The organism is Porifericola rhodea, from assembly GCF_030506305.1.
In the GTDB taxonomy this organism is placed as follows: domain Bacteria; phylum Bacteroidota; class Bacteroidia; order Cytophagales; family Cyclobacteriaceae; genus Catalinimonas; species Catalinimonas rhodea.
Genome location: NZ_CP119421.1, coordinates 3,721,851 through 3,745,472, shown reverse-complemented (window position 1 = coordinate 3,745,472; position 23,622 = coordinate 3,721,851). Strand labels below are relative to the sequence as shown.

At 40.9% G+C, this 23,622-nt stretch carries 15 protein-coding genes; 2 read left to right on the top strand and 13 right to left on the bottom strand.

Annotation, left to right across the window (positions count from 1 at the left end):
* Positions 1-205: 205 nt before the first annotated feature.
* The 10 genes from PZB74_RS15465 to PZB74_RS15420 form a co-directional block, all read right to left on the bottom strand.
* Positions 206-2,497, bottom strand: coding sequence for a GH92 family glycosyl hydrolase (locus PZB74_RS15465; RefSeq protein WP_302237663.1), 2,292 nt, complete (start codon positions 2,495-2,497; stop codon positions 206-208).
* A gap of 467 nt (positions 2,498-2,964) precedes the next feature.
* Positions 2,965-4,560, bottom strand: a complete 1,596-nt coding sequence (locus tag PZB74_RS15460) for a RagB/SusD family nutrient uptake outer membrane protein (RefSeq protein ID WP_302237661.1) — start codon at positions 4,558-4,560, stop codon at positions 2,965-2,967.
* Positions 4,561-4,662: 102 nt separating this feature from the next.
* On the bottom strand, positions 4,663-8,109 hold the full coding sequence (locus PZB74_RS15455) for a SusC/RagA family TonB-linked outer membrane protein (protein ID WP_302237659.1): 3,447 nt from the start codon (positions 8,107-8,109) through the stop codon (positions 4,663-4,665).
* Positions 8,110-8,172: 63 nt separating this feature from the next.
* Positions 8,173-9,189, bottom strand: coding sequence for a FecR family protein (locus PZB74_RS15450; RefSeq protein ID WP_302237657.1), 1,017 nt, complete (start codon positions 9,187-9,189; stop codon positions 8,173-8,175).
* A 135-nt stretch (positions 9,190-9,324) separates the two neighbouring features.
* Positions 9,325-9,927 (bottom strand): RNA polymerase sigma factor, encoded by a 603-nt coding sequence (locus PZB74_RS15445; protein WP_302237655.1) that lies wholly within the window; start codon positions 9,925-9,927, stop codon positions 9,325-9,327.
* A 231-nt stretch (positions 9,928-10,158) separates the two neighbouring features.
* Entirely contained in the window at positions 10,159-12,579 is a 2,421-nt protein-coding gene (locus PZB74_RS15440; protein ID WP_302237653.1) for a TonB-dependent receptor, read from the bottom strand.
* A gap of 254 nt (positions 12,580-12,833) precedes the next feature.
* Positions 12,834-13,253, bottom strand: coding sequence for an STAS/SEC14 domain-containing protein (locus PZB74_RS15435; RefSeq protein WP_302237651.1), 420 nt, complete (start codon positions 13,251-13,253; stop codon positions 12,834-12,836).
* Positions 13,254-13,389: 136 nt separating this feature from the next.
* Positions 13,390-15,483, bottom strand: coding sequence for an IPT/TIG domain-containing protein (locus PZB74_RS15430; protein WP_302237648.1), 2,094 nt, complete (start codon positions 15,481-15,483; stop codon positions 13,390-13,392).
* 292 nt (positions 15,484-15,775) lie between these two features.
* Positions 15,776-16,636, bottom strand: a complete 861-nt coding sequence (locus PZB74_RS15425; RefSeq protein ID WP_302237646.1) for a DUF1206 domain-containing protein — start codon at positions 16,634-16,636, stop codon at positions 15,776-15,778.
* A gap of 238 nt (positions 16,637-16,874) precedes the next feature.
* Positions 16,875-18,290 carry an ATP-binding cassette domain-containing protein gene (locus tag PZB74_RS15420; protein ID WP_302237645.1) on the bottom strand — a complete coding sequence of 472 codons (1,416 nt, stop codon included), beginning with the start codon at positions 18,288-18,290 and terminating at the stop codon, positions 16,875-16,877.
* Positions 18,291-18,497: 207 nt separating this feature from the next.
* Here PZB74_RS15420 and PZB74_RS15415 point away from each other — a divergent pair, with 207 nt between their 5' ends.
* Positions 18,498-19,568 (top strand): PAS domain-containing sensor histidine kinase, encoded by a 1,071-nt coding sequence (locus PZB74_RS15415; RefSeq protein WP_302237643.1) that lies wholly within the window; start codon positions 18,498-18,500, stop codon positions 19,566-19,568.
* A 3-nt stretch (positions 19,569-19,571) separates the two neighbouring features.
* Here PZB74_RS15415 and PZB74_RS15410 read toward each other — a convergent pair whose 3' ends face one another.
* Positions 19,572-20,177, bottom strand: coding sequence for a trimeric intracellular cation channel family protein (locus PZB74_RS15410; RefSeq protein WP_302237641.1), 606 nt, complete (start codon positions 20,175-20,177; stop codon positions 19,572-19,574).
* A gap of 167 nt (positions 20,178-20,344) precedes the next feature.
* Here PZB74_RS15410 and PZB74_RS15405 point away from each other — a divergent pair, with 167 nt between their 5' ends.
* Positions 20,345-21,304: a nucleoside hydrolase gene (locus PZB74_RS15405; protein ID WP_302237640.1), complete on the top strand. Its 960-nt coding sequence runs from the start codon at positions 20,345-20,347 to the stop codon at positions 21,302-21,304.
* 58 nt (positions 21,305-21,362) lie between these two features.
* Here the strand turns inward: PZB74_RS15405 and PZB74_RS15400 are convergent, their stop codons facing one another.
* Complete coding sequence (locus PZB74_RS15400) at positions 21,363-21,833, bottom strand: hypothetical protein (protein ID WP_302237638.1); 471 nt, start codon at positions 21,831-21,833, stop codon at positions 21,363-21,365.
* A gap of 314 nt (positions 21,834-22,147) precedes the next feature.
* On the bottom strand, positions 22,148-23,599 hold the full coding sequence (locus PZB74_RS15395) for a sulfatase-like hydrolase/transferase (RefSeq protein WP_302237636.1): 1,452 nt from the start codon (positions 23,597-23,599) through the stop codon (positions 22,148-22,150).
* Positions 23,600-23,622: the final 23 nt, after the last annotated feature.

Below are 23,622 nucleotides of genomic sequence, written 5' to 3'. Positions count from 1 at the left end.
TTTAAAGTATCAACTCCTTAAAATACTGATATTGACTGCTATTTTTTATGAAAGAAAGGTGAAAGCTGATATCTCTTAAATTTAAAACTGCATTCACAGGAATATGAGCTTATATAATTTTATGAAAAAAATATTATACCAATAGTCACCAACAAAAAAGCATCAGCCAGAAGCCGATGCTTTTTACAACCAGAGTATTAACAGATTATTTTATTTTGGTCATTGAATATGGAAATGATTCGGCCTGAGTACCACGACTTTTCTCCGGGTTTTCTCCCATCTCAAACTTAAGTGTACCTCCATCTAGAATTTCATCATGCTCAATGTAATTTCGGTCAAATGATGTTCCGTTTAAACTAGCCTTCTGAATGTAATAGGCATCCTTGCCGTTACCCTCTGCTTCAATCACAAAAGTTTTATCATTAGGTAAATGAAGTTTTACCGTTTCAAATATAGGGCTACCAATAACATACTGCTGCGTTCCGGGAGTTACGGGATAAAAGCCCATAGCGGAGAAAACATACCAGGCAGAGGTCTGTCCATTATCTTCATCTCCACAGTAACCGTCTGGCTGTGGTGTATATAGTTTATCCATTACGTTTCGCACATGATACTGCGTTTTCCAGGGCTCACCAACATAGTTATATAGGTAAACCATATGCTGAATAGGCTGGTTGCCATGCGCATACTGCCCCATGTTTACGATTTGCATTTCTCGGATCTCATGAATAGGAAAGCCATAGTAGGAATCGTCAAATACAGGAGGAAGAATGAATACGGAATCCAGTTTGTTAGCAAAAGCCTTATGACCACCTATAAGCTGGCTAAGTCCTTCTATATCCTGAAATACTGACCAGCTGTAATGCCAGCTGTTACCTTCAGTAAATGCATCTCCCCATTTAAAAGGGTTAAAAGGAGTCTGAAAACTACCATCTTCGTTTTTACCACGCATAAGCCCCGTCTCTTTGTCAAAGAGATTGCGGTAGTTCTGAGCACGCTTTTCGTACAGCTTAACTTTTTTCTTAGGCTTGCCCAGGGCTTTTGCCAGCTCTGCGATATTAAAATCTGCAAAAGCATACTCTAATGTGCGAGCAGCATTTTCATTGATACCCACATTATAGGGCACATAGCCCAACTCATTGTAGTACTCTGCGCCATAACGTCCAACCGAGTGGATAGGACCTACACTTTTAGTGTTTTTTATCATAGCTTCATAAAGCGTCTCTATATCGTAGCCACGAATGCCTTTAAGGTAAGAGTCCGCAATATTGACTGCAGAATTTGAACCTATCATGCTGCCTCTATGTCCGGGGCTAGCCCACTCTGGCAACCAACCGCTTTCTTTGTAAGTGTTTACCAGTCCTTGCATCACCTGACTATTGAACTCCGGATACATGAGCGTAAAGAAAGGGAACACTGCTCGGAAGGTATCCCAGAAGCCATTGTCGGTAAACATATAGCCCGGTAGCACTTCTCCGTTGTAAGGGCTATAGTGTACAATTTCGTTTTGAGCATTATATTCATAAAACTTGCGGGGGAACAACAACACTCTATACAAACAAGAATAGAAAATTTCTTTCTGGTCCGGGCTACCCCCTTCTACTTCTATACGGCCCAGTTTTTTGTTCCAACTTTGTTCAGCACGGCTTAGAATGGTATCGAAATCAGCATCACCTACTTCACGTTGCAGATTGAGCGCTGCCTGCTCAGGACTAATAAAAGAAGAAGCTACCTTTACTGTTACCACTTCTCCCTTGCTTGTAGGGAAGCCTACAAAAGCTCCACTGTGGTTACCCTCGGCACGTGTATTCCCCATCTGCATACTGCTATCCTGCCAGGTGTGGGTGAGCGAAAAATCTTTATCAAACTCTGCCACAAAATAATTGTGGAAGTTATCGGGTACACCGCCAGAGTTATTACGACAATAGCCTGTAATGGTATTCGCGTTCTGGTCTATACTTACCATAGACCCTTTGTTAAACGCATCCAGCAAAATATAAGAAGTATCACTCTCAGGAAAAGTAAAGCGGAATACTGCTGCCCTGTCGGTAGGGGTAACTTCTACAGTAATATCGTAGTCTGCCATATAAACGCTATAGTAATGAGGCTTAGCCGTCTCTGCTTTATGAGAAAACCAACTACCACGTTGCTCTTCATCAAATATGGGTTGCCCGGTCATGGCCATTAAGGCAAAAGCCGCATAATCGTTGATCCAGGGGCTGGGCTGATGCGTCTGTTTAATGCCACGTATTTTATAGTCATCGTATTTATACCCCCAACCATCACCCATACTGCTGGTTTGTGGTGTCCAGAAATTCATACCCCAGGGTAAGGCTATTGCCGGATAGGTATTTCCGTTGGATAGCTTAAACTCTGAGTCTGTACCCATTAGGGTATTTACGTAATCTAACGGCTGCGACTTCTCAACAGTCTGCGCCAAAGCCAGGTCTGCCCACGTATAGAAGAGCAGCATGCATAATAAGAGTGTATTTTTCATAAGTGTAAGTATTGCTGTAAGAACAAGTGGCTAATTTATGTATCTACTTTTAGTGAACCATGAAAATGGTATTGGAGTGAGAAAAATTATTTATAATTTGATCATTATAGCACAAAATAGCTTCTAAAAGTAGAGGTAATATGGTGAGAGTAGATAGGCTGGTTAAGCCTGAAAGCGAGATACTGGCAGATTCAATACTGCAATAATAGACTGTAAAAATAAATATACTATCAGTTTGATGTTTTGCTATAATTTTACTTGCTCCTTCTCATTAAAGTTCAACCCCTTCAATAAAGAGCAAATAATCTTATATCATTAATACTGAGTGTTTTATAGAATGTACTCACCGGATAGCATGCTAATAAATAAGGAGCTGACCATAAATTGAATACCAAGAGCAAACAGCATTGAAACAAAATACCGCCCCCCCAGAGGGAGAGACGGTATTTGAGTATTGTGGTATGTGCTTATTCAGTGTATCCATCGTTTTGCTCGAGTTTAGGATTTCTCTGAATCTCTCTTTGAGGGAGAGGCAACAAGAGATGTTTCGCCTGGAAAGTCTGTCCCCAGGTATTTTCCTGCCCTACAAGGTTTACATATTCTATTTCTCCATTACCGTCTTCTGAGGTTAATGGATATTTGCGGGTTCTTATCATATCAAACCAAAGTTTGAAGTCAAAAACCAGCTCACGATAACGCTCTGTCCAAACTTCTTCTACAAAAGCTTGCTGAGAAAGTCCGTTAAGAGCAGCTTCAATATCAGCTTCATCCTGCTTCCAGTAAGCTCTGCTACGCACTTTTGCTAAATAAGAAATAGCTTCGGCAGTAACACCTTCAGACTGTGCAATAGCTTCGGCAGCTATCAAAAGTACTTCGGAGTAACTATAAGCTCTGGTATCTTTGCCAGAAGTAGCAGTCTGGAATAGCGCATCATCCTCATGCCAGATATATGGCGTAGGAGGAAAAGTAGATATACTATCTTCGCTATGTACAAATGTAGTATGGAAGTACTGCTTATTCTGAGCTCTAAGGTCATTTTCAGCATCGTATCCCCACATAAATTCATCTACCGGCTGGTATGCACCATTCGTGATCGCATACTTAACTTCAGAAGCGTAGGCTACAGGGTATGCATACTGGGGGTAAGTAGATGTAGAGATTCCTACCTCGTGCTCAATCAGGTAAATATACTCTTGTGCCAGCGCTTCGTCGCGACGTATTTTATTGTAAGCAGAGTTTTCCAGGTCAACTTCTCCTTCTACTACATCGTGTTGCGCCAGGCTGTACGTACCACTATTGATCACTCTACGCGCCATAGCTGCTGCATCTGCATAACGATCCTGATTTAAAGGCTCACCACTCATAGTCAGGTAAACATCGGCCAATACGGCTGCGGCTGCACCTTCTGTAATGCGGTAGTTATTGTTAACCATTGCACTTGAAGAAAGGCCTCCTTCATTTACTGCAAAAGTTAGATCGCTTTCTATCAGAGCATAGATATCAGCAATAGGACTTTTCGCTATGTACAGATCTTCTAATGCTTCATAAGGCTCTTCTATCAAAGGCACTTCGCCATACAGACGCACTAATTGAAAGTAAGCAAAGCCACGGAAGAATCTCGCCTCAGCCATAAGACGATTGGCATCAGCTTCTGATAGGCCTGGAGTATCAGGGATATATTTGATTGCACTATTTGCTCTGGAAATTGCTAAGTACAAATCTGACCAGATGCTGTTAGAAAATCCATCTATATTAATACCATTTAAGGTAAGCTGCTGCGCAAACTGAATATGAGGCTCCTGACCTTTGTATTCGTTATCAAAAAAGCCGGATAAGTACTGACCATACATTCCTCGTTTACCGTCATAAACACCACCAGCACTCCACATTTGAGGGGCACCGATAGCATATAGCGCATTCACTGCATTTTCAGCCTGTGCTGGTTCTTCAAAAAACTGATCTAAGCTAATTTCGTCCCTGGGTTCTTCTTCCAAGAAATCATCGCAGGAGTAGAGAAGAGTTCCCACGAGCATCAGCGTGAAAATTTTAGATATATATTTCATTGGTATATAATTTATTTTGAGTAGCCATAGAGCATGCATTTTTTTTACAGACTACTATTAGCGAGCTATGCATGCTCAATTATGGTTCTTCAGTTGTTTCGGTTAAAACTGTACGTTTACGCCTACAGTATAAGTTCTAGGACGAGGATACTGGAAGAAGAAAATATTCTGTCCCCACTGGTTTCCTCCCCAAGAAGTTGCTTCCGGATCTAGCCCCTGAAACTCATCTGAGTGTAGTACAAATGCGTTCTGCACACTGGCATAAACTCTAAAGTTACCGATGTTCAAACGCTCTGTCATGCTGTTATCAATATTGTAACCCAGGGTAATCAGGTTACCTCTAAGGTAAGAACCATCAGCGATCCAGCGGCTATCCACCTGGCTGTTCTGTCCGGCATAAGCCTGGTTTCTGATTTCCTGTACCATAGTGTTCTGGTTATCAGGAGTCCAGCCTTCAGTAAGTATAGTTCTTAATCCGTTGGCAATACCAGAGCGGTCTTCAGTAGAGTGATAGTACTGCTGCATAATATCAACATCATATACAAACTGAAGATCTATACTTAGATCAAAGTTGCCGTAAGTAAAGTTGTTGATCAGGCTACCTGTCCATTTAGGAAGTCCGTTACCGATGATTTTCTGTTCAGCAGAACGCTTAGCTTCACCAGGTACGGCTCCTACAGCTTCAGCTTCATCGGCCTCATCTGTATTCCAGGTACCTAATCTCTCATATCCCCAGAAAGAAGCTAGAGGCTCTCCTACTCTCAAAATGGTCTGGCTACCAGAAACCCAGTTTGGACCAGGGAAGATATCTTCGTCATTAGCACCTAGTTTCTCAATACGGTTTTCATTATAGTTGAAGTTCAGGGTGGTATTCCAACTAAACTTATTGTTCTCTATGTTGGTCGTATTCAACATCACTTCCACACCACGGTTAGATACCTCACCAATATTATCGTATACACCACTAAACCCGGTAGTCTGTGGTAAAGGACGGTTCAGCAATAAGTCAGTAGTAAGCTTGTAGTAGTAGTCAAACTCTAACCCAATTTTGTAGTCAAACAAAGCCAGGTTAAATCCTACATCAAACTGATGCGTTTTCTCCCACTCCAGGCTAGGGTTAGCTAAACGGTTTACGTAGCTCTGAGAAGCACGCTGTCCGTTCAACAATAATGTACCGGTGTATACAGTAGCTAAAGAGCGGTAAGTATCAATTTCTGTGTTACCTGTAATACCATAGCTAGATCTTAACTTAAGCTGGCTGATTACAGAAGAGTTTTCAAGAAAATCTTCTTCAGACACCATCCACCCTGCTCCTATTGAAGGGAAGAATCCGTATTTGTTGTCTGCACCAAAGCGAGATGAACCATCCACTCTACCCGTTAGGGTTAGCATATATTTATCCATGTAGGTATAGCTACCACGAAGGAAGTAAGAGTTCATCGCCCACTTTGTATAGTATGAACTTGGTGCATCTGGCTGGCTGGCAGCTCCTAAATTATTGTATCTAAAGAAGTCATCCGCGAAACCACGAGTAGTGATACCAAACCCTTCTTCTATACGCTCCTGCCAGCTAAGTCCGAGTACTCCGTTCAGGCGGTGCGCCCCAAATTCTTTGTTATAGTTAAGGAATGTCTCCTGCTGCCAGTAAAGAACTCTTTCGTTACCCTGATAAGCAGTACCCAAAGGATCAGAAATATTGATTAGATCGGTAGGGCTATATTCCTGGAAAAGTCTGTCATGCTTATCAAAACCAATTTGTGTTCTCAGGTCAAGGCCATCAGCCAGGTGGAAAGTAAAATAAGTATTACCAAACAACTGCGTACGCTTTCTAAGTCTATCCTGTGTTTCCAGTACGTGAACCGGGTTGGCCATTGCTTCCAGGTTGTAAGCATCAGAAATCATCTGGCTATTGCTCCAAGTTCCATCAGGAAATTTTACAGGGAAGATAGGAGGCATCTCAATCATAGTACGACGAGGCATCTGGTATCCACCACCTTCGTCAAACTCATTTTCTTCGGTATAGTTAGCTAAAAGGTTGAAGCCGAAAGTAAACCAGTCTTTAGGGTTACCCTCGTAAGCAATTTTACCGTAGAAACGGTCCATATAATTGTTTAGCATGATACCTTCCATACGAGAGTAGTTAAGGAACGCACCATAAGATGATTTTTCACTCTTCTGACGAATAGAAAACTGATGGTTGTGAGATACCGCGGTGCGAGTTGCCTCTTCCTGCCAGTCTGTATCATACAGAGGGTTTCCATTTGAGTCAAAAAGACGAGGATCATTCGCTGTAAAGTTAGCCTCAGTATCAGGGCGGTACTTAGGCGCATTCTCCATACCTATTCTTACGACATCCAACCACTCCTGAGCATTCAGCAGATCCATTTTCTTTCTAAGAGTTCCTACACTTACATAACCGTCATAGCCTACGATAACACCTTCTTTGTTCGCACCTCTTTTGGTAGTAACCATTATTACTCCATTAGCACCACGAGAACCATAGATAGCAGTAGCCGAAGCATCTTTTAGCACTTCCATACTCTGGATATCGTTAGGATTAAGGAACTGAATATCTTCCATAACCACTCCATCTACCACGTATAGAGGAGAAGAACCAGAATTGATAGTACCCAGACCACGAATAAGAACACGTGGGCTACTGGTAGGAGAACCAGAGTTCAGGAATACGTTTACTCCTGCTACTTTACCTTGTAAACCCTGAATAGCATTGTTAATAGGAGCTTTCAGAAGTTCTTCTGAGCTTACCATTCCGATAGCACCAGTTACATCAGATTTTTTCTGTGTACCATAACCTACGACTACCACTTCGCTTAATGACTGAATGTCAGGCATCATCTGGATGTTGATAGTGCTGCGGTTTCCAATTTCCACCTCTTCGGTAGTGTAGCCGATAGATGAGAACACAAGAGTAGTGATATCGTCTGCCACTGTCAGTCTGTAGTCTCCATTCATGTCTGTTACCGTACCCGTAGTAGTTCCTTTAGCTAAAATACTAACGCCAGGTAGGCCATCACCAGAGTCACCATCGGTTACTCTACCGGTGATTGTCTGCTGCATAATGATAGGCGTAATTTTAGCACCAGCAGAAGTAAGCATAGCCGGAGCGTTTGGCTTGTTTACGTTTTCATCATTATTGCTGGCACCAATCTTATCTACTTGCTGCTCAGCTACTTTCTGAATGATGTAGTGCTTCTCATTAATCTTTTTGTACTTCAGGTTAAGAGGCTTAAGCGCTGTTTCCAGTATGGTATCCAGACTTTTCTCTTCCTGCTCTTTTACACTTACTTTTTTGTCTTTGATTAGGTTGCCGTCATAAGCGAAGCTGATGGCATACTTTTTTTCCAGGGTGGCAAGGAAGCTGTCCAGAGCGATGGGAGCAGTTTCCTGATCGTCATTGTAAGACGTGTTGCTCAGGTTCATTGCAGTCCATTCCAGGAAAGCAGCATCCTGTGCATGGAGCAAAGGCGGGGCAAAAAAATGTAGCATTATGAGTAATGCCCCAGTAACTCTGATAAGTTTGGGTTTCATAGCAAAGTGATTTAATTGATTATGATTGTTGTGCCCTGAATAGGCTGAATTAGGTCCGAGAATTTATTTTCTTTTAATAATTAGCTGATGTCCGTCTGGCTCAATATCTATTTGAAAAGCCTCTTCCATTAAAGTTTTAAGCAATTGCAGATTATCTCTGGATACCTCTGCGGTAAATATATAGTCGCGCATGGCTTCATCTTCAAACACCAGTTCTATACCGTAATACTGGTATATTTCTTCTGCCACCTTCCCAAGCGTCTGATTCTCAAATACAAAGAAGTTTTGCTGCCAGGCCAGTTCTTTAGGTTCGCTCACGATTTCTTTTCTGATTTGCCCTTCTTCTACGTTGAATTCTACTGCCTCACCGGGTATCATCAGAATATCTTCATTGGTTTCTACACTGGCTATCTTAACTGAGCCTTCTTCTAATAGCACACGAGTGTTACCATCACGACTTCTTACATTAAAATGAGTACCAAGCACCTGCACATCAAGGTTGGGAGTATGTACTACGAAAGAACTACTTTCTCCCTCCTGCTTAATTTTGGTAACTTTAAAATAAGCTTCGCCTTCCAGCCAGACCTCTCTTACTTCCTTAGTTTCCAGGTCGCGGCTTACTTTTAGTTCTGAGTTAGCATTAAGTACTACTTCTGTTCCATCATCCAGCACAAAAGTTTCGTTCTGCTGATAAGCTGTTTCGTAGTACTGGAAGGGCATTATGTAAAAGAAGTAATACACAGAAACACTGAGAACTAACAATGCAGACACTGCCGCAGCGTATGCCCACCGGGTAGGCATCTTTATTGTTTTACCCTTCTTTTGCCTGGCTTCTACTTTACTATAGATTGCGTTTAGTTGCTGTTCTTTCTTTTGCCAGCTTAATGGGGTTTCGGGTACGCTGAGCACAGACACTAACAGCTTCGCTTCTTTGATTGCATTTTCTTTTTCAGGAAACGCTTCAACAAAATGATCCCAGAAGGGGCTGGCATATCCCTGCGCCCATTGCTGGAAGCTTTCATCCAGAATGAAATCATTTAGCTGATATGATTGATAATTTTCGTATTGTTCTTTGTCCATGTGCCTTTCGCTGTATTAGATAGTTACAGAAAGGCTCATTTGTGCCCCATAAAAAATGAAGAAAATTTTATTTTTATAATTTGGTTAATTATTTACCGATAACATTAACAATGCATCAATAAAAATCGCAAATTATTACGAATACAAACAAAAAAGAATGAATTGTAATGCTGTGGTGCAAGATGAGAGTTCGGTCTTGAGCATATCAATAGCTCTGTGCGCCAACTTGTAAACTGTGCGGATCTGTACCGACATAACATCGGCAATCTCTTTAAAGCTTAGTTGATTGTAAAAACGGAGGTAGATAACCTCTTTTTGCTTTTCTGTAAGCTTGTTGAATGCGTTTTTGATCTGCTGGCTATGCTCTTCGGTGAAGGAAGTAAGGGTATTGTTATCCTCCTGAAGCAGTTTCATTTCAAAAAATTCAGTGAGATCTTCAAAATCATAGAGCTGTTCACGGCCACTATAAACCTTTCTTAATACTTTTCTGCGCAGTGCACCCAGTAGGTAAGATCGCAAAGAGCGAATTGTATCAAGCTCATTCTTTTTTTCCCACAAATCTGCAAACAGGTCCTGAATACAATCTTCTATGAGCTCACGATTGGCATTAAACTTCATGCCATAATGGTAAAGCGCATCAATATGTGCATGATATATTTCCTCAAACCTCTGCTGGCAGGTAGTAGAAGTTAAGGCGGAAAAATATACGTCCTTATGCTTTTTCTGATTGCTGTTCACTCCCACAAATTTTGTTAAAGCTAAAAAATCCTCATGATTAACAATAATTTCTTAAACTTTTTAATTTAATATAGTTCTCATTGCCAAGTTCATTATCATCCTGGGAAAATATTGATCAGTTCATATTTTTAACACTTTCTTAAGCATACTATTGTTTTTCTTCCAATATCCTTTAGATAATTTTGCTTCCTTAGCTTCTGCCAAAACAGCACTTTTTTTTCTATTTCTTTTTTACTGTCTAAAGCGGTAGCTCAATGTAACATTGATCTGGCGAGGGCTTCTCAGGAAGTTTTTTCTACTATAAAACAACTCCCCTTCTACTATACTACGGTCACGGTTGCTCCTGAATACGTCTATAACGTTGATAGTAATTGCTCCTTTATTCTGGAATAACTCCCGGCTAATTGCAATATCCATAAATGCGGTAGATAACTGCTCGCCCTGAGGGGTTTGCTGGGGTGCTTCATAATTTCCTCTAAGCTGCACATCAGTATTTCCCCACAGTGTAAATCTGGAATTAAACTGGCCAAACCAGGTATAGGTATCGCTCTCAAAAGACTGATCCAGATTAGTACCATCAATCATAGAGCGAAAGAAGTTCAGGTTAAGGTCCATTTTCCACCATCCGAAGGGCTGATAAGACGAAATAAATTCAGCGCCATAGGCATCTTCACTATTTAGATTATACGGACGCAAGGTGGAGGCACTTACATCTCCCTCTCGTACTACATCGCGCAAGCGGAATATTTTATCGTCGGTATGGCGATAATAAATGGCCGAGCTTATAGAGGCTTTGTCAAAATACTTGATATGCCCTACCTCAAAAGCGTGAGTATAGTCAGGGTTAAGGTCTGGGTTTCCGCTAAAGTAGTTTCTGTTGTCGTAGAAAGTTACAAAAGGGGTAAGGTCGCTATAAGTAGGCCTGTTCAGTCTACGGCTGTAGCTTAACTGCAGCTTGTGATCATTAATAAGGTCATAAGTAAAATGCGCTGAAGGAAAAAAGTTGATATAATCCCTTTGGTTGATTTCCTGAGTTTGTACCAACTCAGTAGTCAGGTCGGTAAGCTCAGTTCTCAGCCCCAGTTGATAGCCAACTTTACTAATTTTATTGCCTACAATAAAGTAGGCCGCATAGATATTTTCATCATAATAAAACTCATTGTCCAGACCAGGTAAAGGGATCCAGCCTTGTTCTCCCTGCTCGCTTACCAGAAAATCATTGGTGATATCCCGGAGTGTAGTACGTATACCTGCTTCCATTTTACCTTCCTGAGCAAAAGGATAAACATAATCTGCCTGTAATAAAAGCTGTTTTTCGGTTTCGTAATTATCTGAATGCTGCAACAGATCTGGCTCACCACTAGGTGAATTATCCGGCAAAAAAGTTTTTTGGGTGTATAGCTGATCAGAATCTTCCCAGTTATCAATATAGCTTAAAGTAGCAGTTAGCTCATGATCTTCTCTTTTGAAATCTCTCTTATAATTTAGGGTATACTCAAGCTTAGGCTCTACCTCATCTTCATCTTGCAGACGGCGGGTAATTCTTTGCAGATTATTAGTATTAAAAAGATAATCTCTGTACTCTATTCCGGTACTTCTTGTGCCTTTGGCGTGTCGGTAAGCAAATGAAGTGGTCAGAATATTGGTTTCATTAAAGAAATAGTCCGCTCCAAATTGTATGTTGTTAAACATTGCTTCCTGCCGGGTGGTATTGTTCTGGTCAGTAATAAATGCGGTATCATTCTGGAAAACCTCCTGGTACAAGGAGTTGTGAGGGTTCTCTATGTTACGATAAAACAGGCCATAGTTTATAAAGAAGTTGAGCTTTTCTTTACGATAGTTAAGGTTAAGTGTAGCGCCAAAGTTATCTGGCTGACTAGCTGTAAGCTCAAAGGAGCCATTAATCCCTCTGCTTCTCTCCTTTTTTAATACAATATTAATGATACCGGCCATTCCTTCTGCCTGATAGCGAGCCGAAGGGTTTGTGATGATTTCTATATTATCTACCATGCTCCCCTGCAATTGCTTTAGCCCTTCTGCGCCATCAAAACTTAGCAGCCCGGAGGGCTTTCCATCTATCAGAATTTGCACATTTGTACTACCACGCAGACTTACATTTCCTTCACCATCTACTGTTACTGAAGGCAGATTTCCTAAAATGTCAGCAGTATTACGCCCTGCATTGATGGGGTCTTGGCTTACATTGAATATTTTTTTATCCAGAGCCAGTTCTACGGCATCTTTCTCTCCCTCTACGACTACCTCATCCAGATCTGTAGCACTGGAAGAAACTTTAATAGTTCCAACATTGTGCTGTGCTTTCCCCTGAAGGCTGATACCACTTAGCTGAGCAGATGCATACCCCATAAAATTTACTACCAGATAGTAGTTTCCCTGAGCTGCTTCCAGTTCAAATGTGCCTTCTTCGTTGGTAATGCTACCGCTGCTCAAGGTGCTATCTAAAGCAAACAGGCTGACTGTAGCATAGGGCAGTGCTTCCTGAGTATCCGCATCTACCACCTTCCCCCTTATTTTCGTCATCTGGGATTGGGCAGAAACCGTAAAAGTGAAAAAACTGAAGCAAATACTAAGAAAAATTAATGTTCTGATACGCTGAGGAGTGCCGGGCAGCGAGGCGGAATAGGTTGACATCTACAAAAAAGATTAAGGTTGTTGATTACGAAAACGCAAAATAGCATTTGCAAATAAGAAATGAAGCTTATTCTCAGCCGATCCAAAAAAAATAATAGATAAATACAAACTAGTGATAGACTAAGCTGTACTAAAGAGTTTGTAAGCTCAGGAGTAAGTAAACACTTACCTTAGTTATGATTGGGGTTAGACATAAAAAAACCTCAGAACTTTTAACAGTACTGAGGTTCTACAAGGTTTGTTGTTATCAATAATTAAGCCGGGCGGGCTAACCCACTTGAATCAACAGATGAAAGCCACTGCACAGCCTCTTTGGTGTCATCAAAATACTGCATGCTCAAATGTGATTTTTCTACATACTTGCGCACATTATCTACATAATATCGTTTGAATATATCTTTTGATACAACTACTGCGATATTTCTGAGTCCGCTGCGGATAGCTGTCGGAATCATTTGTGTTTCCAGCCACTTTCTGTCTTCTGGAGCGACCAATCCCTGATCGGTAGTATTTGACAACCAGTTAGCTACCTGAAAATGCTCCAGGGCTTCTACTCCTTTGGCAAAAAGGTCACGGTACATCTGGCTGGAGGTGGTTTGTTTCCATACCATTTCTACGGTCTTAGCATCCTCCAGATAATTGATTTGGGCGAATTCGTTCTCGAAAAAGATCATTTGTTTTTTTTTACTCAAATTAAAAAGCCCACCTTCAAATAATTTGAACAAAGCCTGGCTTACATTGCATATGCATGTTTTTGGGCAGTATGATAATTTTCTAAAAATAACTTCATCCCTCAACTGGCTCCACTAGCTAATCGGCAATATCTCCCGAAGCATTGTTGTCAAAAGTATTACTCATTTCTGTCAGGGTATGACTACCTCCCACCTTATCTATTCCCCAGGCTCCACTATCCATAATCAGAGAGTTTTCTACTTTTAGTGTAGCAGAACATTGTAAAACAAGATTACCCTGCCCCCCTGCATTGTACATTTTTTCTGAGCCTCCTCCCGAAATTTCGCAATATGCCAAATGGTTGAGGGGGCTACTTGAGTTAATTCCAATACCCCTCCAACTACCCTGCCCACTCGTTAAGCCTTTAAAAATAATAGGCAAGTCGGCAGTCCCTATCGCATTGAGTGTTCCTGTATTGTCAATACAGTCTACCGAAGGATTGCCCAGTTTGATACCTGCTGCTGTCTCAAATTCCATAACTACACCGGGCATAATGCTCAAGGCAGTTTCTACATACGCTATACGACCAGCATTACTAAGTCCTATTCTGTATGCTACGTCCAGAGCAGAGATGGTCATGTCATTTTCTGTTAATGCAGTACCTACTACCTCTATGTAGGCTTTGCCATTCCCTTCCTTGTAAGTAGATGCCGTATCTAACTGACCTAATTGATGAAAATGAATTTGAAGAGGAGCCTCCCTATTATTGGTAATCTGATTTTCTGAAAAAGATAGTAGCTCCGCATCTTCTTCGTGCATACTAATGCCATAAGCAACACTAGCCGAAATAATACTGTTCTGAATAGTTATACTACTCTCACATTGCAATACAAGATTGGCAGGTTTATGATTCGCATTAAAAATTTTAGCGGCCCCTCCCCCACTTATCTGGCAATACAATAGCTGATTATCTGGGCTGCTTGAGTTGATGCCAATGCCTAGCCAACTTCCATGACCATCTGTACTTCCTTTAAAAGTTATAAGGCTATCGGGAGTACCTACTGCTTTAAGAGAAGCAGTTGTTGAGCTACAATCGCTGGCGCGCGCTCCCATTCTCAGGCCAGCATCACTTACAAACTCCAGTGTTACGCCTGGCTGAATACGCAATGCATCTGTAAAATAATATTTCTGACTCTCTGAAAAGCGGTATGGAATATCTATACTATAGATTGTTCCCTCAGAAGCCCACTCATCATTTCTCACATCAATATATGACTGACCATGATCAGGATTAAGGGTATTTGATGTGTTTATTTCTTTGAGCATGCTAAAGTATAAGCCTACAGGTGAGAGTTGGTTATTGCTAAAGTAATTACCTGAAAAGGCATCTAAGCGACTACCTTCATTAACAAATAGTCCATAGCCATCATTCTCTTTAATAGTACAATTGACAATGGTAGCACGTGATTCATCTTTTTTGCTAAGCTGTACCGCAGCCTTTACACCTGTCTGTGAAGAAGCTGTACGTCCGGCATGCATGACTTCTACATATTCTAATTTGTTCTGAGGATTGTCTGAGCCCAGGTATATACCTTGCCATACCCCTGCGTGCTTGTTAGTGCCCATCAATTGAATAGGTCTTTCTTCTGTACCTACTGCTGCCAAGGCTCCCCCTTCACTGGTAAATAAACCACTATCCTCGCCTTCAAAATGAATAATTACTCCTGGCTCTAGGGTCAAAACTGCATTGTCCCTGATTGTAATGGCACATTTGATAATATAATCTGCTGTATCGCCTTCAAACAAATTGAGCCAGCTAGTATCTTCAGTAATTGTGTTTAGGGTACAATCGTAGATGTTGTTCACCTCTTCTTCCACAATAAATTCAGGGCCTTCTGCTCTTTGCTGACCTACTGATAGGCTGACTATGCCACTAGTAGCTCCGGCAGGCACTTCTGTAATGAGTTGTGTGCTATTTGCCTCTTTTATACTTGCGGTAGTACCATTGAACTGTACATTGTTTGCTGATATACTTTCGCCGAAGTTTTGCCCCTTAATAGTTACCTCAGTACCTACCTTACCACTTACCGGTTCAATAGAGGTGATTACAGGAGCAAGCGGTTCAGGGCTAGGGTCTTCAGTTTTGTCTTCTTTGCAGCAATTAAATATGCATAGCAAACTAAAGCCTAGTATAAGCTTACAGAGTGGCGGAAGTGCTTTTACATTTTCCATGACTTTATAAAGATTGATGAGTGTCAGAAAAAACCAATAAGCACAATAGAAGCAGGCTATGAGAAAGTGGGGAGGCCCGGCAGCATTTGAAAATATAAACACAAACCAGTAAGAGACTACAGCCTGCTGATTGTTCTTAAGAGTTAGTGTTTTCTGTAATGGAATATGTAACTAGGAGTAATAGGGAGGCTTCTTGTTCAAATATTTAGAAATTTGAAAGGTAGAAATAAAAAAACCGGAAGGCAGAAATACATCCATCTTCCGGTGTGGTAAGCTGAAAACCACTTATATCTTATTTGGTGTTAAACGGCTTATATCTGGCTTTTACAAGTTGGAATACACCATATCCGGCCAGACCAATTGCAATTAGTCCCATTAACCAGGGGCCACCTGTAGAACTTAAGAAGCTAAAAGCACTATCGGTACCTCCTGCCTGAGAAGCATTAGAAGTAATTGCTGCTTTGAAAAGGAAAAAACCAACGATGGCAAATATGGTACCTCTGGAAATATACCCCCACTTGCCCAACTTCATATACATATCTTTTATCTTTCTGTTTACGCCACCATCTCTCACATCATTACCAAATTTATCAGCATATCCTTTGTAAATCTGATACAGACCCTTGGCAAATGCAAGCACGGCCAGAATACCTACTAACCACTGACCTGCTGGTTGTTCTAACAGCTTATCGATAAAAAACTGCTGTCCACCTCCACTACCGGAGCTACTTCCACCACCAGCACCTGTAATCATTTTAAAGGCACGGAAGGCTAAAAACCCATAAATTACACCACTAATGATATATCCGAGTCTGAAAAGAATACCTTTGGTATCATTACCTTTGTGTTCAGCATCTTTAATGGCAGCTACCCATCTCCAAATCGCATATCCTATAAAACCAACTGCTATAATACCCAACAATATTTTACCGTAAGGCTGTTGTATGATTTGCTTCATAATACCTTGAGTACCTGAAGCCTGTCCTCCAGCACCAAAAGCTGCCATAGCAGCAAGTACTCCTATAAGAACATAAATCACTCCTTTGGAAGCATATCCAAAGCGGGCTAATTTCTCTACCCATTTCTCTGTTTCTGGAAGACTGCCCTGGGCTTTTCTACCCGCCGATTTGGCAGCAGTGGTAATATTGTTCATGTTTAAAAAATTTATTTGAGTTCAAAAAAATAAGCCAATAACTCTAAAGTGTGTAGTTTACTGATACACTACGTATTACCATACTAAATAGACTGTAAAATTGTTTTGGATTATCTATAAAATGATATTAAAAAACATCTGGAAAGACCAGTATCGCAGGTCTTGTTGAGGAGTATAGAACTATTAATTCATCGGATAAAACTCTCATTCCTTCACATACTTTTTCAGTATAAGTTTATCATAATTTCATCATATATTCAGTCCAGTGCTTTACATCTTCATCATAATGAGTAATAAGAATTAGCGTTTTATCCTGGTCAAGGTAGTGCTGTAGATATTTGGCTACTTTATGCTTACGGTTAGGGTCTAGGAACTGAAAGGGCTCGTCTAGCAATAAAAGTGGCTTCTCTTGCAGCAAACACCGCATAAGAAGCATGAGTTGTAAGTCTCCTAAAGAAAGCTGATATACAGCTTGAGTTTCAAAGTACTCTACCTCAAAAAACAGAAGTAACTCTTTTAGCTGCTGTACTGTCACTTTGTTTTTTTGTAGCAAATAGTTGCTGGCAGTGTCACGGATAGCTTTGGGATTAAAATAACTTACTACTTCTGGCCCAAGATAATTGATTTGATTTTTGATATCCCAGATAGACTCCCCACTGCCTCTTCTCTTACCAAAAAGATACACCCCTTGGCTGTAGGCCATAGGATGGTCGGCATAAATAAGGCTAAAAAGGGTTGTTTTGCCAGAGCCGTTTTTACCACACAGCACCCAGCGCTCTCCCTGCTTTACTTTCCAATTGAAGTTGTTAAGTATTACCTTATCGCCATAACTGATACAAACATCACGCATCTCTATTACTGTATTGTACTCTGCATTGGTGGTAGTAGGCAGTTGGCTATTGAGCGTTTGGGTATAGCCTGTACTTTTGGTAGGACGCAGGTCTTCTACAGAGACAATTTTCCTGTTTTCCAGCACGAGCCGGCGGTTGATTACGCTGGGCAGTTCATGATGATGATCCGTCAGGATCAATTGCAGGTTCTGAGTTTCTGCAATATGCTCCAGAAACAGACACAAGTCTTGTCTGCTTTCCGCATCCAGGCCTTCAAAAGGATAATCCAGCAGCAGCAGTTTCATTTTTGCAGAAGTATGTGGATGAGCTAATCTACTGCTGAGTTGTTCGCAGATGAGTAGTTTTTTAAACTGCCCATTGGAGAGGCGGGTAAGCGGAAGATCCAGAAAGGGAAGTATGCTTAGATTATGAGGGACGTCTAGTTGCTGCAAATACTTTAGGTTTGGTTCTAATATTTCTCTAACGGTAGGAATGTCCTCATTAAAAGAAGCATAGTACCGCTGCTGATAAAACAGTCCCTGCTGTTTTTGCAGTAAATTGTGCACTGCCTGAGCAGGAATATATAACATACTAGCTTTTAGCCCATCAAAATAAGCAGTCCAGTCCTTTTTGGATAAAAAGCTGTATTGTACCTCCCCACTTACGATATGTGCCTTTCCGGCAATCAGTTCAAGAAAAGCGGTTTTGCCGCTTCCATTTGCACCACTGATAAGCCAATGCTCTCCTTCTGTTATATTCCAGGAAAGGTTTTCAAAAATTTTATTTCCCGATTTTACTGTTTCTACTCCCTTAAAGTGAATCATAAGGCAAATTAAACTTTTGGGAGGGCTATTAAAAAGTCTAACAGAAGTAACAGTAAAAAAGCCTGTGTGTATAGATAATCTAAGTAGAGTGTTTTGGGTATTTATAAATAAGTAACATCCATTTATACCTAAATAGAATTAACAGTAGAATATTTTCCTAATATCTATTTTATATTATATTAGTCATAAATACCCCCTGACACAACTATGGATAATACTCTGGTACTACAAGAAATTGAGGAGATGGCCAATATTGGCACGTTTGAAGCTGATACAACGAGCAATACATGGAAAGCCTCTGATAACTTTCTGAAAATTTTTGGGCTGCTTCCTAAAAGCAGCTATACGCTAGAAGACTATCAGGCACTAATACATCCAGAAGATGTAGAAAGGATTATGAACCTGTATTATGAAAACGTAAAAAATGGCCATGAATTTAGATGCGACTATCGCGCCATTCGCCCCGATGGTAAGCTTATTTATGTACACAGCCGTAGCAAGGTAATACGAGATGCCAACCAACAGCCGGTTAAAGTCATTGGTATTAAGCATGATGTCACCGAACATATGCAGCAAACTCATCAGCTTGAACAGATGAATGAACTCAATATGCAAAAAAGTGAAGTTCTGGCTAACGTGGCTCATGACCTTAAAAGTCCCCTAAATAGTCTGGAGGGTATGATTTCAGTACTCAGGTCTGATATACCTGAAGGCAATAGTAAACTACTGGATATGATGGAAAATGCCTGTGCTTACGCTTCCGAACTGGTGCATGACCTGGTAGAAATGTCTGAAATGGAGAATATTACACAGAGTGTTATCAAAACCCCGCAGGATGTTAATCAACTGCTTACAACGGCTATTCAGCGGCTGGAAGAGATGTGCAATAAAAAGAAGATTAAAGTAGTAAAACACTTTTGCGAAAATGCTATAGCTCCTATTCATGGTGTTAAAATGATTCGTGCTTTTACTAATTTACTCTCTAACGCCATTAAATTCTCCCATACCGGAAGCAGTATCATTATCAGCACCAAGAAACTTGAAAATGTAATGTTTATTAAAATACAGGATCATGGAATAGGTATACACGAAGCAGAGGTAAAGCAGCTTTTTGTAAAATTCTCTAAGCTATCTAAAAAAGGAACGCATGGAGAAAAATCTACAGGTCTGGGTCTGTACATTGTTAAGCAAATTGTAGATTTGCACGATGGGTATATACAGGTAGAAAGCCTCCCGGAGCAAGGTTCTGCGTTTCAGATCAGTTTACCGCTTAGCTAATATTTACGAGAGCGCAGGTAGATACCATTTAAAACGCACGGCCAGTACGCGTAATACTATTACAAACAACATAGCGGCAGAAGTACTAATAACCTCATCTACCCCCAGAAACTCAAATAGAAGGAATACCAGCCCACCCATAATACAGGCAGTGGCATAGATCTCATTCCTAAAAATTAGGGGTACCTGATTAGAAAACACATCGCGCAATACTCCTCCAAACACTGCGGATACTGTACCCATCATGACACCGATAAGTGGCGAAAGCCCAGCTCCCATCGTTTTTTGCAGCCCCAAAATTGTAAACAGACCAATACCAATCGTATCAAACAAAAACATGGTTCTATGCAGCTTCAGTATATACTTTTTGAAAAAAAACGTAAGCAAAAACGCAGAAGCAATCGCATATAAATAATGCAGATTGAGCATCCAGCCTACGGGTACACTACCTATGAGGACATCGCGTACTGTACCTCCCCCGACTGCCGTTATAAAGGCAATAACCGCCGCACCAAAAGGGTCCATTTGCCTCTTGCTGGCTACTATGGTACCACTCACAGCAAACACAAAAGTTCCAACCAAATCTAAAATGTAAAGAAAGTTGTTCATGTTGAGGCAATGCTAAGCAATTTTAGTATTCAAGAGCGCTTACACTGGGTTCAAGACTACTTGATACGAATTATACACCCTGGTGTTTCTTTTCTTGACTCCTCAAACTTAATATATTGCTAATTATCTTTTATTTACTATTTGCTAACTTTTTTAAACAAGCAAACATGTCCAGACTATCTACATTTTTTTTGATGTTTCTTTTACTTCTAATGCCTCTGTCCTTTAGCTATGCCCAAAGCACCAAAGTGATAATAGATGCTGATACAGGGAATGAAATGGATGATCTTTATGCTATTGGTATGGCTATTCTTTCAGAAAAAATGGAAGTCATAGGATTAAGTTCTGCCCACTTTAATAATGCCCAGTTACTAACTGATAGCCTCTGGCATATTTATCCTACAAAAGACATTAACACTCTTAAAATAAGCCAGTCGCTTAATGAGGAAATTTTAGAGGCTTTGGATAGAAGTGATATTCCTCATCCGAAGGGAGCTGAGCGTATGCTGGGTTATGCCTGGGGCTACTACAAGGGAGCACCAATTCCCTCCTCTCAAGCTTCAGATTTTATACTAAATGAAGTAAAAAAGCTGGAAGAAGGAGATAAACTGAAGGTTATTTGCCTGGGAGCCGTAACCAATGTGGCTACTGCAATAGAGCTTTCGCCGGAAATTGCCTCTAAGCTCTCAGTATACCTGCTGGGAATGCAATACAATGTAGAAGATGGAATCTGGAACAAGAACGAGTTTAATGTTCGTAACGACCTTAATGCGATGGACCGCCTGCTGGCTAACAAAAAGCTTGACCTTTATGTGATGCCGGCAAGTACCAGTAGTAGTCTGAAATTTGCCAAGCAAAAATCTCTTAACAAGCTTAAAAATATCAAACATCCACTGAGCGATATTCTTGCTCGCCGATGGGCTGAAGTAAACGCAGATGAACAATGGACTATGTGGGATCTGGCTCTCATCGCTGCTATGCTAGACCCCAAAACGGCTGAGTTAGAAGAGAGGTTAGCCCCTGCCGAGAATGGTGGACGACTTATTAATGTGTATACCGACATTAACGCGGCACAGATGGAAGCCCAGTTTTGGAAGCTTCTGGAAGCTCAACTATCAAATGACTAGGCATCTGATTTTTAGGATATCTTATGCTGTAAAACTATAAGCCAGCAGCAATTAATATTTATTTGACAATCGTAAATTCTCTTTTGGTAGCTCCGGTTGCAAGGTTGTACTGGAGCACACCATTGTACCATACTTTCTCTACAATGATAGAATGATCTGATCTTTTAATAGCTAAACGCAAGGTGTCCATTACGCTATCACTCAAAGCGATATAGCTGATTGCTTCATTGTTTACCAGTTCATCTGTAGGAAAAACTTTCAGCACATACGTTCCTTCCTGTTCAAACAGCTGATAATAGTTAGGGTAATCAGAATTGGCATTGATGGCCAGCTTTTTTTCACCTTCCTTATCCGCATAGATTTTAATATTTTCATGGAGAAACGCACTTTCATTATCTGGATTGAGCAGATCGGTACCCTCCTCATTGACATAACGTAATTGCACATCGGTATCTACTACGACACAACAGTCTTTTTCTTCACATGCAAACAAACCAAAGAGTAATAAGAGGATTAACAGCTTATTCATAAGACATAAAATATTATCTGCTTAACTATTTAATATAAGCATTTCACAAATTTTTGAAAGCTTCTCCCGTAACATTTTATACGAATTGTGTAAAAACACTTTAATCCTTAATAAGCATACCCTGCCTCCTCACTCTTATTTCTGTTTCCAACTGGGCGATATTTATCAAGCTGATAAGTGAATGAATATGCTTATCAAAACTTAAGTGCTCATACGGTTGGCTAATGGATTTTATTTGTAGCACAGCTTCCCGCTACTAGTAGAGCCAGAACTATCATTTCACTATATCTGAAGACAGTGGCCCAATATTATAATTAGTTCTCCTCAATCCTCTTGTACTTTACCCACTCAGTTTTAGGCTTTCTGTTGCCCTCAGCTTCAGGCAACTTCTCCCAGTAATAGGCTTCTTCTTTAATTTTTCGCAACTTATTGTTTAGCTTTTGCTGATAAACTTCTGCCTCAGGATGCCGCCCGGCAAGGTTATGATACTGAGCATCATCTTCTGTAAGCTGGTATAGTTCATACTCATGTAACTGCACCTCCTTTACATACTCCATATCTGCCATTGTAAAGGGGTGGGTCCGAGCTACAGTATCTTTATCTTTACCCATAACCATCATATCTCCTATGCGCATGGCAATCTCAGGGGAAGTACGATAAAAAAACCAGTACAATGGGTTTTCGCGTTCAAAGTTCTCTCCTTTGAGCAAGGGTAGTATGCTGGTACCATCCAGATTTTGGGTATCTAAACTTTTAAGGTTGAGTAAGTCTGCGAGTGTAGGCAAAACATCAACAAAGCCGGCAGCCTCATGTACCTCTTGACCACCCTGAATCAGCTCCGGCCACCGGATAATGCCTGGCACTCTTATGCCTCCTTCGTACAGGTAGCTTTTTACTGCCCGCAATTGCCCATTGGATGCCTGGCGGTAAGAGCCGTTATCGGAGCTGAAAATTAGCAGAGTATTATCAAGCAAACCCTGCGCACGCAGGTAATCTACCACTTTGCCTACCGCTAAATCCAGATTTTCTATGTTGGCCAGGTACTCCGCATCTCTCTCTCCATGAGACTTATACTTCTCTACTAACTCGGGAGGGGACGCAATTTTAGCATGTGGCTCATGAAAAGCCATATACATAAAGAAAGGGTCCTCCTGATTCCACTGCTGCTCAAACCAGCTGAGTGCTTCATTGGCCAGAATATTACAGGAATAGCCCTCTTGTGCATCTAGTTGCTCTCCATTTCTGACAAAATTAACCGGATTAAGATGAGAAGGCTGGGCATTATTTTCGGTTCCTAGTGAGTAGCTAAACCCCTGATCGTGCGGCTGAGGATGATGAAAGGCCGTATCCTGAGGCAGACACCCCAAATGCCACTTACCGATATGAGCTGTCTGGTAGTTTTCTTCCTGAAGTGCTTCAGCAATAGTGACTTCTGAGGTTCTCAGATGCATAGGATGCCCCTGAGGGCGATAACTGTACATCCCTAATCTGGCAGGGCTCTTACCAGTAAGCAGACCAGCTCTTGAAGGAGAACAGTTAGATGCGGCCGCATAAAAATTAGTCAGACGTATGCCCTCCTTAGCTAACTGATTGAGATGTGGAGTATTGGAAAGCCCACCATAGCAATTGAGATCAGCATAACCCATATCATCAGCCACCATTAGCAATATATTAGGTTTAGTTTTTTCTGTAGGTTGAGCCTCACTATGACACGCAGAAAGAACAAGAGAAAATAGCAGAACGGATAAGTTGGTTGTGTTTTTCAATACAGCTTTAGCCTTGAGTAGTA